The organism is Halomonas colorata (genome assembly GCF_014897985.1).
In the GTDB taxonomy this organism is placed as follows: domain Bacteria; phylum Pseudomonadota; class Gammaproteobacteria; order Pseudomonadales; family Halomonadaceae; genus Vreelandella; species Vreelandella colorata.
Map to the genome: position 1 here is coordinate 1 of NZ_JABUZA010000024.1, position 13,882 is coordinate 13,882.

The 13,882-nt window shown below is 53.7% G+C and carries 13 protein-coding genes; 6 read left to right on the forward strand and 7 right to left on the reverse strand.

Annotated elements, in window-relative coordinates; translation table 11 throughout:
• From INT33_RS12570 to INT33_RS12580, 3 genes are all read right to left on the reverse strand, one after another.
• A partial coding sequence (locus INT33_RS12570; RefSeq protein WP_193092021.1) for an FAD-binding oxidoreductase occupies positions 1-1,031 on the reverse strand: 1,031 nt, incomplete at its 3' end.
• Between the two features lie 90 nt (positions 1,032-1,121).
• Positions 1,122-1,703: a DUF4202 domain-containing protein gene (locus INT33_RS12575; RefSeq protein ID WP_193092022.1), complete on the reverse strand. Its 582-nt coding sequence runs from the start codon at positions 1,701-1,703 to the stop codon at positions 1,122-1,124.
• A 94-nt stretch (positions 1,704-1,797) separates the two neighbouring features.
• Positions 1,798-3,054 carry a dicarboxylate/amino acid:cation symporter gene (locus tag INT33_RS12580; RefSeq protein ID WP_192539420.1) on the reverse strand — a complete coding sequence of 419 codons (1,257 nt, stop codon included), beginning with the start codon at positions 3,052-3,054 and terminating at the stop codon, positions 1,798-1,800.
• Between the two features lie 267 nt (positions 3,055-3,321).
• Here INT33_RS12580 and serS point away from each other — a divergent pair, with 267 nt between their 5' ends.
• A complete protein-coding gene (gene serS / locus INT33_RS12585) occupies positions 3,322-4,599 on the forward strand; it encodes a serine--tRNA ligase (RefSeq protein WP_193092023.1) in 1,278 nt (425 codons plus the stop codon).
• Here serS and INT33_RS12590 read toward each other — a convergent pair.
• Positions 4,544-5,371: an SIMPL domain-containing protein gene (locus INT33_RS12590; protein WP_193092024.1), complete on the reverse strand. Its 828-nt coding sequence runs from the start codon at positions 5,369-5,371 to the stop codon at positions 4,544-4,546. The genes serS and INT33_RS12590 overlap by 56 nt on opposite strands.
• Positions 5,372-5,557: 186 nt before the next feature.
• Between INT33_RS12590 and INT33_RS12595 the strand changes: the two genes are divergently transcribed.
• Positions 5,558-6,703 (forward strand): AI-2E family transporter, encoded by a 1,146-nt coding sequence (locus INT33_RS12595; protein ID WP_192539417.1) that lies wholly within the window; start codon positions 5,558-5,560, stop codon positions 6,701-6,703.
• A gap of 92 nt (positions 6,704-6,795) precedes the next feature.
• Here INT33_RS12595 and trxA read toward each other — a convergent pair whose 3' ends face one another.
• Positions 6,796-7,179, reverse strand: a complete 384-nt coding sequence (trxA, locus tag INT33_RS12600) for a thioredoxin (RefSeq protein WP_193092025.1) — start codon at positions 7,177-7,179, stop codon at positions 6,796-6,798.
• Between the two features lie 253 nt (positions 7,180-7,432).
• Here trxA and cysB point away from each other — a divergent pair, with 253 nt between their 5' ends.
• Positions 7,433-8,407: an HTH-type transcriptional regulator CysB gene (gene cysB, locus INT33_RS12605; protein WP_192539415.1), complete on the forward strand. Its 975-nt coding sequence runs from the start codon at positions 7,433-7,435 to the stop codon at positions 8,405-8,407.
• Positions 8,408-8,596: 189 nt separating this feature from the next.
• On the opposite strand, the gene INT33_RS12610 is transcribed toward cysB, so the two are convergent.
• On the reverse strand, positions 8,597-9,217 hold the full coding sequence (locus tag INT33_RS12610) for a phosphoadenosine phosphosulfate reductase domain-containing protein (protein WP_193092026.1): 621 nt from the start codon (positions 9,215-9,217) through the stop codon (positions 8,597-8,599).
• A 119-nt stretch (positions 9,218-9,336) separates the two neighbouring features.
• Entirely contained in the window at positions 9,337-10,707 is a 1,371-nt protein-coding gene (gene pabB, locus INT33_RS12615; RefSeq protein WP_192539413.1) for an aminodeoxychorismate synthase component I, read from the reverse strand.
• A 234-nt stretch (positions 10,708-10,941) separates the two neighbouring features.
• Between pabB and INT33_RS12620 the strand changes: the two genes are divergently transcribed.
• From INT33_RS12620 to prpC, 3 genes are all read left to right on the forward strand, one after another.
• Positions 10,942-11,736: a GntR family transcriptional regulator gene (locus INT33_RS12620; RefSeq protein WP_192539412.1), complete on the forward strand. Its 795-nt coding sequence runs from the start codon at positions 10,942-10,944 to the stop codon at positions 11,734-11,736.
• A 6-nt stretch (positions 11,737-11,742) separates the two neighbouring features.
• Positions 11,743-12,633 carry a methylisocitrate lyase gene (gene prpB / locus INT33_RS12625; RefSeq protein ID WP_193092027.1) on the forward strand — a complete coding sequence of 297 codons (891 nt, stop codon included), beginning with the start codon at positions 11,743-11,745 and terminating at the stop codon, positions 12,631-12,633.
• Between the two features lie 67 nt (positions 12,634-12,700).
• The gene (prpC, locus tag INT33_RS12630) at positions 12,701-13,828 is read left to right on the forward strand and encodes a bifunctional 2-methylcitrate synthase/citrate synthase (protein WP_192539410.1); all 1,128 of its coding nucleotides are present in this window, start codon (positions 12,701-12,703) and stop codon (positions 13,826-13,828) included.
• Positions 13,829-13,882 lie beyond the last annotated feature (54 nt).

Below are 13,882 nucleotides of genomic sequence, written 5' to 3' on the forward strand. Positions count from 1 at the left end.
GTGGCGGGGAAGAACTCAGCCACGCTGTCCCAGACGAAGTCCTCCATGGCCAGCGTCAGCACCGTATCGTCGATGGTTTCAATCGAGATGGGCTCGGCATTTGCCATCAGCGCCTTGGCGTCGCGCAGGGCTGCCATAAAGCTTGGGTAGCGCACGTTGACCAGCGTGGCGTACTTGGGAATCGGCAGTACGTTGAGGACGGCTTCATTCAGAAGCCCCAGCGAGCCTTCCGAACCGCACAGCAGGCTATTGAGATTAAGCTGGCCGGCGGCGTCGCGTAAGTGGGCCAGGTCGTAGCCGGTCAGGCAGCGGTTCAGCGGCGGGAAGGTCGCCTCAATCAGCGCGCGCTGTTGGTCAATAATGGCCGTGGCCGTCTGGTGAACACGACCGACGATGCCCGCCTGCTGGCAGGCGTGTTGCTCATCCTCGGCACTCAGCGCGCGGCTATGTAGATGCTGGCCACCGAGCAGCACCGTGTCGAGTTCCAGCACGTGATTGCGGGTTTTACCATAGGCACAGCTGCCCTGGCCGCTGGCATCGGTGGAGATCATGCCGCCGAGGGTGGCGCGGTTGGAGGTGGAGAGCTCGGGGGCAAAGAACAGGCCATGGGGTTTTAGCGCGGCGTTCAGCTGGTCTTTCACGACCCCGGCCTGTACCCGCACCCGGCGGGCCGCCACATCAATCTCCAGTACCTGATTCATATGCCGGGAAACATCCACCACGATACCGTCGGTCAGCGATTGGCCGTTGGTGCCGGTGCCGCCGCCGCGTGGGGTAAGTACTACTTCGCGGTAAGGCATCTCGGCCGCCAGCTTGGCAAGACGCTCCAGGTCCTCAGCATGACGAGGAAAGACCACCGCCTGGGGCAAGCGCTGGTAAATCGAATTATCCGTTGCCAGTACCGTGCGCTGGGCGTAATCAGGGGCAATCTCGCCGTCAAAGCCGCGGGTCTTTAGGGCTTCCAGAAAGCGCAGGTAATGGGTGCCTAAGCGTTTAAACGGGGCGGTACGAGAGTCCAGAGATGCAATCATAATCGTTCAAGCCGTCAGTGCCAGGGCATAAAAAAGAAAGAGCGCTACTTTACCGCAGCGTTTGTTTAGCTGCACTCTTGTGAGAGGTGCTTAGCTTAAGGCCTCTTTGACCAGCGCGGCAGAGCTAGCCGACATGGGCAGGCCAAGCGCTAGTTCATGTGCTTGCGGAGACATTTTGCGCCAGGTTTTTTGAATAATCCGCAGCATGTGGTCGTGCTCGACCTTGCGTGAAAAGTCGGCAAAGTAGTTCTCTAAAAATACCAGGCAGGCACAGTCTTCAAGAGCCTGTACGTCTGGATCACGGCCTAACCCTTTCTTGTTGATAATAGTAGCAACCCGCGCGGCATCTTCGGCAGAGTAGCCTGCTTCACTCATCAGCAGTGCGGTAGTCTCGCCAGCACGTATACCCTGGTCACGTCGCCAGGTTAAATACCCCACGCGGCCTTCAGGGTACTCTTCGCGCGTTACTTGCCAGCGTTGTAAGTGTTGGGCTCGCACAGAGATTTGCAGGCACTCCCCAGGGGATTGGGTAAGCGTGGTAAGCCATGCGCTCATGCGCTGTGCATAAAGCAGTTCGGCCGCCACCGACTCGCCATCAACGTTAACCGCTTGCGGGTCTTCGCTGTGGAGTTGATCCAACGCGTTTATTACCTGTTCAAGGCGATTAGTCATTGTGCGTTCCTTGGGCTAGTGAGTTTCTGCAACCTGGGCAGGTTGCAGAAACTCTTGGCTTGCTTTGTCGTGGTCTAGGTCTTGGCTACGCCAGTTACGCTTTATTATCGGCGTTATAGATATCAAGGTTCAATTCACCCTCGCTTTTGCCTACCAGGGTCGTGACCATAATGTCGCCCGCCACGTTCACACTGGTACGCGCCATATCGAGGATCCGATCAATACCCGCTACCACAGCAATCGCTTCAAGCGGCAGACCGATTTGCGCCATTACAATCGATAGCATAATCAGGCCCGCGCCGGGTACGCCGGCCGTGCCGATAGAGGCGAGGGTGCCGGTTGCCACAATCATGCCGTAGTCGACCAGGCTTAGCTCAATACCTAACATCTGGGCAATAAACAGGACGACGACGCCCTGATAAAGCGCCGTGCCGTCCATATTGATAGTCGCCCCGACGGGAAGTACAAAGCCGGAGACACCTTCAGAAACACCCAGGTTCTGTTGTGCGCAGCGAATCGATACGGGCAGCGAGCCTGCTGATGAGGCCGAGGAGAATGCCACCATCATGGCATCCAGGCTACCTTGAAGATAACGAGCCGGATTAAGCCTTCCCAACAGGCTGATAAAGCCTGAATAAACCACCAGAACATGCAGCGCACTGGCGAGGTACACCACGCCAATTAGCTTGGCGAGGGGCAGAAGGATTTCTAACCCGTATTGGCCGGACACATGGGCGATAAGGCCAAAGACGCCAAAAGGCGCAAACGCCATAACAATACCGGTGAGTTTGTACATCGCTTCGGCAAAGCTATCGAACACAACGACCAGCGGCTCACCTTTCTTACCAATCAGTGTGAGCGAAATACCCAGGCCGATGGCAAACACGATAATCTGCAGAATATTGCCATTGGCCAGCGCATCAATAGGATTACGGGGAACCAGATCAATTAAAATAGACGCGAGTGTCGGCGCCTCGCTTGCATCGACACTACCATCAAAACTTATATTAACGCCCGCGCCGGGCTGAAGCAGAGTAGAAAGTAACAGGCCGATGCTGATCGCAAACGCCGTAGTGAGAAGATAAAGCCCAATAGTGCGCGCGCCGATGCGCCCCATTTTTTGCGGGTCGCGCATTGAGGTTATGCCCACGATCAGCGTGGAAAACACCAGGGGCACGATCAACATCATTATCGCATTGATGAAAATATCGCCCAGTGGTTTAAAGAGGCTGGCATTTTCACCCAGTAACGCGCCAGCCAATATCCCCAGTGCTAGGCCTGCGAGAATTTTTTTCCATAGGGCAATGCCTCGCCACCATCCGAATGCGCCTTGTGATGTGCTCACGGGCATATCCTCCTTGCTGTGCTTTAAAAGTTGATCGAAAAAGAAGCGCTGGATAACGATTCGGCGCGCACTTTACCACTTTTCACGCGAGGGGCGGGGATGTCGGTAGGCGGCGCTATAAGCAAAACGGATCGCAAAAGGGCTGAGATGCTCAAGCTTGAGCGCGAGGTAGGAAACCCCCATAGCCCCATGCCACGCTTTTGCCTACAATAGGTGGCTTTGATGCAGGCGTTTGGCGTCGTGTTTAACTGAATTCAGGCTAAGGGATAACTTATGCTCGATCCGAAACTGCTGCGCGGTGATCTGGACGCGGCTGCGCAACAACTAGCTCGTCGCGGCTTCATGCTGGATAAAGAGGGACTGCAGTCGCTGGAGTCGCGCCGCCGTGAATTGCAAACCCAGACCGAGCAGTTGCAGAGCGAGCGCAACACGCGTTCCAAAGCCATTGGCAAGGCCAAAGCGAATGGGGAAGATATCCAGCCGCTGTTAGATAGCGTGAGCGACCTGGGCGAACGTTTGGATAGCGCAAAACGCGAGCTTGCTGAGGTGCAGGCCGAGTGGGACGATGCCGTCAGCGGAATTCCTAACCTGCCCCATGAAAGCGTGCCGGAAGGCAAAAACGAAGATGATAACGTAGAGCTACACCGCTGGGGCACGCCCCGCGCGTTTGATTTTGAAGTGCTCGACCACGTTGATCTGGGCAAGAAATCCGGGTACCTGGATTTTGAGTTGGCGGCTAAGCTAACCGGTGCGCGATTCGCCGTAATGCGTGGGCCGATTGCCCGGCTGCACCGTGCACTGGCTCAGTTTATGTTGGACACCCAAACCGAGCAGCACGGTTATGAAGAGTGCTACGTGCCGTATATGGTCAACAGCGACTCGCTGATGGCAACTGGTCAGTTGCCTAAGTTTGGCGAAGATCTGTTTAAGCTTGATGATGAGCGCGAGTACTACCTGATTCCCACGTCAGAAGTGCCGCTCACCAATTTTGTACGCGATGAAATTGTCGATCAGGCGGCGTTACCGATGAAGCTCACCGCGCACACACCATGTTTTCGCAGCGAAGCCGGTTCGCACGGACGCGATACTCGCGGCATGATTCGCCAGCATCAGTTTGATAAAGTGGAAATGGTGCAAATCGTTGAACCTGAGAAGAGCTACGCGGCCCTTGAAGAAATGCGTGGTCACGCTGAGGCGATTTTGCAGGCTTTGGAGCTTCCGTATCGGGTCGTTACCCTATGCACCGGTGATATGGGCTTTGGCGCAGCGAAAACCTACGATCTGGAAGTTTGGCTGCCTAGCCAGGAAACCTATCGGGAAATTTCATCGGTTTCTAACTGCGAGGACTTTCAGGCGCGGCGCATGCAGGCGCGTTTTCGCGATCCGGAGTTGAAAAAGCCTCGGCTTCTGCATACGTTGAATGGTTCAGGCTTGGCTGTAGGCCGCTGCCTGCTGGCGGTTCTTGAAAACCACCAGCAGGCGGATGGCTCGGTGATTATTCCTGAGCCGCTACGTCCGTATCTGCGTGGTCAGGAGCGTCTGGCCCTTTAAGGGTCCACTCCACGTTTACCCCGGCATCAATACGAATGGTGCCGGGGCTGTAGTCGCTTTGCGCACCGCTACTGGCGGCGTCGCTTTCAGCACGCATCGCCATCATGCGGGGCTGAAAAATCGGCGACTGTGTCTCTTCAATACGCTGAACATGACCCAGCTCGGCTTCCAGAGTACTCGCCATCAGGTCAGCTTTGTGGCGGGCCTTATCAAGCGCTTTTACCAGGGCTTCATCGGTCGCTGCGTCTCTATCCTGCAAATCGAACTGCACGCCGTCTAACGCGTTAACGCCTACTCCGATAAGCGCGTTGAGGACTTCACCCAGTTGATCAAGGTCGGTTAGCTCTACGCTGAACGGACGCTCAAGACGCGTGCGCTGGAGCATTTCCTGATCACCGTTTTCGCTGCGCGGTGCCGCCACATGGTCAGGGTAAACATTTAAAGAACCCGCATTAATCGCACGCCGCTCAATACCTAATGCTTCGATGGCAGAGATCAGTTCACTGGCACGGCTTTCAAGGCGCTCACGAGCTTCACCTAGCGCTTCGCTGTCAGTATCTTCCATTGACGAGACGGCGGGCGTGTTTTCCCACAGTCTGGCGGTGAGCGTAGCTTGGTCTGGTTCAACTTCGACCCAGGACTGGGCCTGGACGCTCAGGCTTGGTGGAGTGGGTGGCGCGGCAAAGGCAAGCGGTGTGCTGAGTAACGCCAACAGCGCGCCACTTAATAGGCCATAGCGAAAACGCGGTAAACGTGCCGGTGTTGGGTTCATGGAATTTCCTTAATGAATAGCAAAGTAGAGTGGTGTCATCACAGTGTAGACGTTGCTTGGAATAGTAGGAGAAGCGAAAGTTCCTGTTTAAAGAGGTGACGTAAAACAGTTGCTTATTACTTGCACGGTTTGTGCAATGTCCTGATTGCAGCCATTATGTACGGATAACTAGCTAAGGATGAAGCTATGCCACAATTGTCGGATGAGGATTACCGAAGTATTCCCTTGCATGCCACATTGGCGCTCGCCGCGCTGGTGATCATTATTGCGGGAATGAAAATGGGCGCTGATCTTTTAGTGCCTTTACTGCTGGCGGTGTTTATCGCCGTGGTGTGCACCTCTCCCGTGCAGTGGCTGCATCGTTGGGGCCTGAGCATGCGGATGTCAGCCTTTTTAACCCTACTGGTTTTATTGGTCTTTCTATCGCTGATTGGCGTGCTGGTGGTGAATAGCTTCAGCACCTTTGTGGCAGCGCTGCCTGATATAGAAGAGCGGCTATACGAACACTATTGGGATTTGCTCAACACCCTGGCAATGCATGGCTTTGCGGTTGACCCTGATCAGCTTAGCGCCGTTTTTCAAATGGACGAAGAAGGCTCGTGGATCGCTACCCTGCTGGGCGAACTGGGCAACTTGATCATGCAAAGCATCATTGTAGGGCTGCTGGTCATTTTCATGTTGTTTGAGACGCTTAATTTTCGCCAAAAAGTTTCCCGGGCCCTTGAGAACCCGGCGCCCAGCTTAAAACGTTTTAGCGAGTTTAGTTTAACGCTAAAGCGTTACCTGGCGGTAAAGACGGTCATCAGCCTGGCGACCGGGGTGTTGGTATGGCTCTCCTGCCTTATCGTCGGGGTTGATTTCCCTTTGCTGTGGGGTGTGTTGGCATTTGGACTTAACTTCATTCCCAATATCGGCTCGGCACTGGCGGCGATTCCACCGGTTCTGCTCTTGCTGGTTGCCCAAGATGGCGGGGTATTTCAGGCGCTGTTGCTGGCCTCCGCCTATTTGGTCATTAATTTTGTATTGGGAAATCTGATTGAGCCTCGCGTCATGGGTCAAGCGCTGGGGCTTTCAACGTTTGTGGCGTTTCTGTCACTGGTGGTATGGGGGTGGATTTTTGGTGCGGCGGGGATGCTGCTTTCGGTGGTATTGACCATGACGCTCAAGATTGCCCTGGATAGCCATCCGCAGACACGCTGGATTGCGCACTTTCTAGGTCCAGGAAAGCATCGTACCGGCCGCTATCTGAGCCAGCGGGATGCAGGTCGTGCGCCTTGGAAACGTAAAAATAATGATCAGCACGAAGAACATCTGAAAGAAGGGGAGAGCTAGATAAAGGCGGGCAGCTAATTCAAGAAAGTAAGCCTGGTCAAGCAAGGCTCGTGCATAGCCACCGCCGGTGATAACGGCGGTGGCTAATTTCATCAAGCGTTTTGGTCGATGAATTGCGTTAGTTGAGACTTGGATTGAGCGCCAACCAGCGAAGCGACTTTAGTGCCAGACTTGAACAGCATAACGGTGGGAACACCGCGCACGCCTTGCTCAGCGGCAATTTCCGGCGCATCGTCAACGTTGACACTGACAACCTTTAAGTTGTCGCCACGCTCAGCAGCTACTTCATCTACAACCGGTGCCATAACTTTACATGGGCCACACCAGGGCGCCCAGAATTTAAGCAGGACAGGCTGTTCGGCATTGAGGACTTCTTGCTCAAAGTTGGCATTGGTGACATCAACATTATTAGCCATTTGCTTCTCCCGTTTGCGTTGCTCTTTCAGTTTCGTTGCCTCAAATGGAGCAACGGTCATTACGCGATAACCTGCTCACTTTTATCGCGCCAAGTCGGCAAATGGTAGCGGGCGTGGCGATTGCTGGCAAATATACTCGACTGATTTGTTAGTAATGTAAGAAATTAATAGATGCTAATAGACGCTTTCTTTTATAATATAAGTGAATTATAAGATTTTTTTTTATTCTAAATAGTGCTTTATGGCGAGCGGGAGAGGCGGTATCTGCGTAAGAAAACCTGCCTGCGATCGGTATAGAAAATGAGGTGACGATATGAAGCTACAACAACTTCGTTATATTTGGGAAGTTAACCGACATAATTTAAATGTTTCGGCCACCGCACAAAGCTTGTTTACCTCGCAGCCCGGTATTTCAAAGCAGATACGGTTGCTAGAGGATGAGCTCGGTGTGGAGATTTTTGCGCGTAGCGGAAAGCACTTAACCCGTGTAACGCCCGCGGGCCAATCGATCATTGATCTGGCGGGGCAGGTGCTTAAGCTCGCTGAAAATATTAAGCAGGTAGCCCAGGAGCATAGTGATGAGCGCCGCGGCAGTTTATCAATTGCCACGACCCATACTCAGGCACGCTATGCGTTACCGCCTATTATCAGTGAATTTACGCTGAAGTACCCGGAAGTTGCCTTGCATATGCAGCAGGGTACACCCAAGCAGATTGCCCAGATGGTGAGTGAGGGGCAGGCGGATTTCGCAATTGCCACCGAATCCTTGGAGCTATTTACGGATCTGGTGCTCTTGCCTTGCTACCGCTGGAACCGCTGCGCCCTGGTACCTAAAGATCATCCGCTCGCCTCTCTGAACGGACCTTTAACTCTGGAAGCATTGGCCGCGCATCCGCTAGTGACGTACGTGTTTGGTTTTACCGGTCGCTCGCAGCTTGATGATGCCTTCAAAGCGCAAGGGCTAACGCCCAACGTGGTGCTTACCGCCGCCGACGCCGACGTGATTAAAACCTACGTACGCCTCGGGATGGGCGTGGGCATCGTGGCGCATATGGCCGTCGACGATACGCTGGACGAGGATCTGGTTGCCTTGGACGCCAGTCATCTGTTTGCCAGCTCTACAACCAAGATCGGCATTCGACGGGGCACCTTTATGCGCGGCTATATGTACGACTTCCTAGCGCGATTTGCACCGCACCTTACCCGTGATCGGGTCGATGAAGCGTTAATCGCTGGGCCGCGTTTTGAGCAGTCACTGTTTGAAGGGATCGACCTCCCTGAGCACTGATTTATTGAATAAGCCCGATGAGTTAAAAGCTCACTTAGCCAGCGGCGCTTGCGTCTGCTCAATGGCCACAGACAGCCGATAGCTAAGTGAGCGGCTTATTCAGTGCTTAAATTAGCCGCTATAGCCTAGTGCTGAAGATTCGTAATGCAAATCAGTACTGCAACTTAGTATTAAAGCTCAGCATGAAGATTAGTGCTGTAAATGCAGCCCGCACTCGCGCTTCTCTTCCACTTTGGTGGGGTCAAAGTAATCAAAGTTATTGGGAAGATCGTGGGCTTGCAGGTATTGGTACATCTCTTTGGCCGACCAGTGAAGCAGCGGGGCCACCTTCACCAGACCATCGCTATTGCGGCTAATCGGTTGCATCTTGGCGCGCTCGGGCGTGTCTTCTGCACGTAGTGCCGTAAACCATATATCGGGGCGCATTTCACTCAACGCACGCTCAAACGGTTCGATTTTAACCTCTTGAGTAAAGGCCGCGTGGCGCGGGTCATCAATGCCAGGCATAGGGCCTTCCAACGCTTCGCGGTGGGCCCGAGTGCGTTTGGGCAGAAAATTCACCATGTTCAGGTTCAGGCGCTTAATTACTGCGTCGGCAAACTGATACGTAGCTTCGGTGTTATAGCCACTGTCCATCCACACAATCGGCATATCTGGGCGCACTTGAGTCACCATATGCAGAATAACCGCTTCAAACGGACGAAAGTTGGTCGTGCAAATGGGGCGTTCACCTTGGGCCAGCGCCCACTCAATAAGGGCTTGTGGATTGTTGCCGAAGTCGCGGTTGATCGCTTCAAGCGATGAAGTCATGTCGCCTCCTTGTCATGTTGATGAACCATGCTGTTAGGCTATCAAACTGCAAGCATATTCCCCCAATACCGTTTGGTTTGGCTTTTATATTCCTTTTTGATTTAAAAAAAACCTATGGCTTAGGTTAATGACTTTATAAGGTGGCGGATTTTATCTAGTGTCTCGACATACTCTTCATCCAGTGTTGAGTCAGCCACCAGGCCGCCGCCGCCCCACACGTGTAGTGTTCCGGCATCAGCCACTAAGGTGCGAATGGTAATAGAGGTGTCCATGCTGCCACGTATATCAACGTATCCCATGCTTCCGCAGTACACGCTGCGCTGACACGGCTCAAGCTCGGCGATAATTTGCATGGCGCGCACTTTCGGCGCGCCGGTAATCGAACCGCCGGGAAAAGCCGCCGCCAGTAAGGCAAGCGGTGAGGCGCCGGGCGCTAGCTGCCCACGCACTACGCTCACCAGATGATGTACATTAGGGTAGCTTTCTAACTTGCACAGCTGGGGAACATTAATGCTGCCCGGCATGCATACGCGGCCTAGATCATTGCGCAGTAAATCAACGATCATCACATTTTCAGCGCGATCTTTAAGGCTGCTCGTTAGCGCATTTGCCAGGGCAAGATCCTCATCGACCGTTGCGCCGCGCGGCCGGGTTCCTTTTATAGGACGAGCTTCGACCGCTCCATTTTTACTTTGAATAAAGCGTTCAGGTGAAAGGGAAAGGACGGCCTGTTGGCCCCAAGCCATGAAGCCCGAGAACGGTGTGGGCGTGGCTTTGCGTAAACGCAAATAGGCCTGCCATTCATCGCCCTGATAAGTGGCAGAAAATCGCTGGGCAAGATTAATCTGATAGCAGTCGCCCGCCAGAATGTAGCGCTGAACGGCTTTAAAGCGCTCAGCGTAATCGCTGTAGCTCAACCCTGCTTGAAAGGGGGCAGTTAAGGTAAATGGAGCCCGTTTGGGCGGTTCCTGGCTTAACCACTCTACTACCTGATCTCGGCGCTGCGGGGTGGCTATTAGCCAAGCCTGCTGAGCCACGTGATCAAGAGTAATGCACCAATCATAAAGGCCCAGACGCGCCTGAGGAAGGTCGGTAATCCTGGGTTGGTAGTGGGTTGCCTGTGAACGCCCCAAGTCATAGCCCCAGTAGCCGATCAGTCCGCCCATAAAGGGCAGCTCGTTGTGTATAGCGCTTTGATTCGCCTGAGTGGCCTGGGAGGGTAACTTGTTTAACAGCCACTGCTGGTGGGTAAAGCAATCGCCGGAGGGCAGGTTCGTTATATCAAGCTGATCGCTCGCCAGTACCGACTTTCCCCTAGCGTCTATTTCTAGTGTCGCTAAGGGGTCGCTACTCAGAATATCGTAGCGGCCCTGAGCAACGGGGCGACCACTATCCAAAAGTACCGCACCTGGACGCTGGCGAAGCGCATCAAACAGCGCTAGCGGGTCAGAAGAGTAGGGCAGCGTAAAAATCGACAATGCCGTGGTCATGTAGCAAGCGCCTCGCCGGTAAAAGGCTGCTTATATTAAAGGGCGTTGAACACCGACACCAGAGGTGTGATTGGCAAACTTCTTACGGCTACCGCTAGATTGTTGACACTGATGGATGCAATAGACTTTTTGCGTACAACCAAAGATGCATTAAATCGCCAGTATTCTATGGTTGACGCTAGTCAGGCGCACAGCTAAAGTTTGGATACTTTTTCTAATTGTCGACAATTACCCATGAGCTCACCCATTAGTGCCCCTTATTCTGTTGATTCGCCGCTTGAAATGGCACCGCCTGAAGTGCGAACGCTAGCCGAACGGGTATTTCATCAGTTGCAGAGCGATATTGTGCGTGGCGTTTTGGCGCCGGGGAGCAAAATTACCGAACCGGGGCTTTCGAAAACCTACGGTATTTCTCGCGGCCCGCTACGTGAAGCGATGCGACGTTTAGAGTCCCACCGGCTAATTGAGCGTGTACCGCACGTTGGCGCGCGCGTAGTTAAGCTATCAATGAAAGAGTTAATTGAGCTGTTTGACGTCCGTGAAGCGTTGGAAAGCATGGCGGCAAGGTTGGCCGCGGAACATATGTCTGCAGAAGAAATACAGGGCCTGCGCGATGTGCTGGCCCTGCATGAAGGTCAGGCCGATTTAAAACGCGGCGAGGCTTACTATCAGCGTGAAGGCGATCTCGATTTTCATTATCGCATTGTGCAAGGCAGCCATAACAAGATGTTGATGAGTCTGCTGTGTAACGACCTTTATTATCTAGTCCGCCTTTACCGCACGCAGTTTAGTGCCAGCGGTACGCGCCCCCAGCGCGCCTTTGTTGAGCACCATCGGATCGTGGATGCGATTGAAGCGGGTGATGCCGAGCTTGCCGAGCTATTGATGCGTCGCCACGTCAGTGCTTCGCGTGCCAACGTTGCTGACCGCTATGCCGCGATTCTCAAACAGCAATCTTCGGAATCATCAGATTTATCATCAGAGCCTGCTGAGTCATCCGGCATGCCATCCACTACCTGTCAGGAGTAAACGCTAATGTCGACCCGCACCCCCGGCGCCCGTTTTAAAGCCGCCCTGGAAGCTAATCGTCCGCTTGCCATACTGGGTACTATCAATGCTTACACAGCAATGATGGCAGAACGTGTGGGCCACCAGGCGATCTATCTTTCCGGCGGCGGGGTCGCAAATGCCTCCTTCGGCCTACCTGATCTAGGCATGACCACCATGAACGATGTGGTGGAGGATGCGCACCGGATTTGTGGTGCCACCGACTTGCCGCTGCTGGTGGATATCGATACTGGATGGGGTGGGGCGTTTAATATTTCGCGTGCTGTCAAAGAGATGCAGCGTGCTGGTGTTGCAGCCGTTCATCTAGAAGACCAGGTTGCGCAAAAGCGCTGCGGCCACCGGCCCAATAAAGCGATCGTTTCCCAAGGCGAGATGGTTGATCGTATCAAAGCCGCCGCAGATGCTCGCTTGGATCCTGACTTTTACCTGATTGCCCGCACCGATGCGTTTCAGAAAGAGGGGCTTGATGCCGCTATTGAGCGCGCCAATGCATGTGTCGACGCGGGGGCTGATGCCATCTTTGCCGAGGCCGTGCATACCCTTGCAGATTATCAGGCGTTTTGTGATCGAGTCGATGCGCCCATTTTGGCCAATATTACCGAGTTTGGCGCAACGCCACTGTTCACTCAGGCAGAGCTTGGCGATGTCGGCTGCCGCATGGTGCTTTACCCGCTCTCCGCGTTTAGGGCCATGAATGCAGCAGCGCTAAACGTTTACCAGAGCATACTGGATAACGGTCATCAAAAAGACGTAGTCAGTACCATGCAAACACGCGATGAACTTTACGATTTTCTTAACTACCACGATTTCGAGCAGAAGCTGGACGCTTTGTTTGCCGAGCGAGGCAGCGACCAGTAACCAAACTGCTATTTGATTACAGACGTTAATACATACTTAAAATAAAAGTAGCGACAGGAGACACACCATGGCTGATAAACCCGTGACAGGTGCAGGACTGCGTGGCCAAAGCGCCGGTACCACCGCGCTATGTACAGTAGGTAAAACCGGTTCAGGTTTGACTTACCGTGGATTTGATATCAAAGAGCTTGCCGAAAAGGCTAAATTTGAAGAAGTCGCCTACCTGCTCTTAAAAGGAAAGCTGCCCAATCAGTCAGAGCTGGATCATTACATCCGCAAGCTAAAAAGCCTGCGTGGGCTGCCTGAGGCACTCAAAACTGTGCTGGAGCAGATCCCTAAAGACGCCCACCCGATGGATGTCATGCGGACTGGCACGTCCATGCTGGGCAATCTTGAAACCGAAGAGAGTTTTGACGAGCAGCAGGACGTTGCCGATCGTCTTTTGGCCGTCTTGCCGTCGATTATCTGCTACTGGTACCGTTTCTCTCACGACGGCGTGCGTATCGATACTCAAACCGACGATAACTCGGTAGGTGGTCATTTCCTTAACATGCTGCGCGGCGAGCCGGCCTCCGAACTGCATGCACGGGTCATGAACGTTTCGCTTATTCTGTATGCCGAGCATGAGTTTAACGCCTCTACCTTTACCGCCCGGGTGTGTGCCTCCACGCTTTCGGATATGCATTCGTGCGTTACCGGGGCTATCGGCTCTTTGCGCGGGCCATTGCATGGTGGCGCGAACGAAGCGGCAATGGCGATGATCGAGGATTGGCAATCGCCTGAAGAAGCCGAGAGCAAGATCATGGGTATGCTTGAGCGCAAAGACAAAATCATGGGCTTTGGCCACGCGATCTATCGCGAGTCTGATCCGCGTAATGAGATTATCAAGCACTGGTCTAAAAAGCTGGCCGACGATGTAGGCGATACGGTGCTTTATCCCGTATCTGAAAAGGTCGAAGAAGTGATGTGGCGCGAGAAAAAGCTGTTCTGCAACGCAGACTTTTTCCATGCCAGCGCCTATTACTTTATGGATATCCCCACCAAGCTGTTCACGCCGATTTTCGTAATGTCTCGGCTCACCGGGTGGGCTGCCCATGTGTTTGAGCAGCGGGCCAATAATCGGATTATCCGTCCCAGCGCCGACTACATCGGTCCTGAAAAAAGCGAATGGGTCCCCATTGAGGCGCGTGATTAATCAGCGTGCAGCCCGGCAGCTTGCGTGCCGGGCGTTTTTTTAGCTCCCTTTTCA

Bases quoted from the DNA above. Each gene is read 5' to 3' on its own strand.
- serS (WP_193092023.1), top strand. From the start codon at position 3,322: ATGCTCGATCCGAAACTGCTGCGCGGTGATCTGGACGCGGCTGCGCAA.
- pabB (WP_192539413.1), bottom strand. From the start codon at position 10,707: ATGACCACGGCATTGTCGATTTTTACGCTGCCCTACTCTTCTGACCCG.
- INT33_RS12620 (WP_192539412.1), top strand. From the start codon at position 10,942: ATGAGCTCACCCATTAGTGCCCCTTATTCTGTTGATTCGCCGCTTGAA.
- INT33_RS12580 (WP_192539420.1), bottom strand. From the start codon at position 3,054: ATGCCCGTGAGCACATCACAAGGCGCATTCGGATGGTGGCGAGGCATT.
- INT33_RS12590 (WP_193092024.1), bottom strand. From the start codon at position 5,371: ATGAACCCAACACCGGCACGTTTACCGCGTTTTCGCTATGGCCTATTA.
- INT33_RS12610 (WP_193092026.1), bottom strand. From the start codon at position 9,217: ATGACTTCATCGCTTGAAGCGATCAACCGCGACTTCGGCAACAATCCA.
- prpC (WP_192539410.1), top strand. From the start codon at position 12,701: ATGGCTGATAAACCCGTGACAGGTGCAGGACTGCGTGGCCAAAGCGCC.
- trxA (WP_193092025.1), bottom strand. From the start codon at position 7,179: ATGACCGTTGCTCCATTTGAGGCAACGAAACTGAAAGAGCAACGCAAA.
- INT33_RS12575 (WP_193092022.1), bottom strand. From the start codon at position 1,703: ATGACTAATCGCCTTGAACAGGTAATAAACGCGTTGGATCAACTCCAC.
- INT33_RS12595 (WP_192539417.1), top strand. From the start codon at position 5,558: ATGCCACAATTGTCGGATGAGGATTACCGAAGTATTCCCTTGCATGCC.
- cysB (WP_192539415.1), top strand. From the start codon at position 7,433: ATGAAGCTACAACAACTTCGTTATATTTGGGAAGTTAACCGACATAAT.
- prpB (WP_193092027.1), top strand. From the start codon at position 11,743: ATGTCGACCCGCACCCCCGGCGCCCGTTTTAAAGCCGCCCTGGAAGCT.